The sequence below is a fragment of the Kitasatospora sp. NPDC004289 genome (genome assembly GCF_053602875.1).
The window spans coordinates 8,151-9,382 of sequence record NZ_JBSGEL010000137.1; the positions used below are offsets into that span (position 1 = coordinate 8,151).

Genomic DNA, 1,232 nt, shown 5'->3' on the forward strand with positions numbered 1-1,232 from the left:
GGATCGCCCGCGTACACCCAGGGCGTGCAGGCGGGGGCGGGTGAGTTCACCCAGGCGGTGCCCGCGAGTGGGGCCGCGAGTGCGGGGGTCCCGGCCGGTTCGCCGGAGTTCACGCAGGCCGTGCCGAAGAGCACCGGCGTCCCGCTCGACGGAACCGTTCCCGCCGAGCGTGCGGTGTCGCCCGACGGGACGACCCCTGCGATGAAGGTGGGTGGCGAGGGCACCCCCGCCATGCAGGCGGTGTCGCCCGACGGGACGACTCCTGCGATGAAGGTGGGTGGCGAGGGGACCCCCGCCATGCAGGCGGTGTCGCCCGACGGGACGACTCCTGCGATGAAGGTGGGTGGCGAGGGGACCGCCGCCGTGCCGGCGGAGTCGCCCGACGGGACGACTCCTGCGATGAAGGTGGGCGGCGAAGGCACCCCCGCCATGCAGGCGCGGAGCAAGGGGTCCCCGTCGCCGTCCGTCGGTTCGGCGATGGCCGGTGGCTTCCGGATCGTGCCCGAGCAGCTGCGGGCCGCCTCCGGCCCGGTGCTCGGTGTCGCGGACGACCTCAAGGAGCTGTTCACCAGCATGAACGGCTACCTCAGCGGCATGCGCGGCAACTCGCCCTGGGGCAACGACGACGACGGGAAGTCCTTCGCCAACGGCGAGGACGGCGAGCCCGGTTACCTCGCCAACGAGAAGGACGTGCTGGAGGGCCTGGAGGCCCTCCCCCAGGTCCTCGAAACGATCGGGAAGCGCCTCAAGGGCATGGCCGACGGCTACGAGAACGCCGAACAGTTCAGCCTCACCGGCATGGGCAAGCCCGAGCTCCCCCTCCCCGGCACCGGTCAGCAGGACCTGCTGCACCGCGACATCGCCGGCGGCAAGTACAACGGAAGGCACTGACCCACCATGGCTGTCGAACTCCCCGAGCCCCTGCAGTGGGTCCTGATGCTGCTCGCCGGTTCCCGTTGGCCCGAGGGCGACGAGGACCTGATGCGGGACATGGCCCGCCGTTGGCGGTCCGCCGCCGAGACGATCGAAGAGGGTGGGCGGGCCGCCGACTCGGCGATGAAGCGCGCGCTGGACGGCCAACAGGGCGCCGCCATGGACGAGTTGTCGAAGAAGTGGGAGACCCTCACCCTCCCGGCCGACGGGAAGAAGCCCGGTTTCTTCCCCGGCATGGTGAAGGCCTGCAACTCGATGGCGGACAGCCTGGAGGCGATGGCCAACTCGACCGAGACGGC

At 71.3% G+C, this 1,232-nt stretch carries 1 protein-coding gene and 1 pseudogene; both read left to right on the plus strand.

All coding sequences use genetic code 11. The features are described 5' to 3' along the window. A pseudogene (locus ACWEPF_RS39060) lies at positions 1-891 on the plus strand (hypothetical protein); the annotation flags it as partial. 6 nt (positions 892-897) lie between these two features. Next, a partial coding sequence (locus ACWEPF_RS39065) for a WXG100-like domain-containing protein (RefSeq protein WP_452176407.1) occupies positions 898-1,232 on the plus strand: 335 nt, incomplete at its 3' end.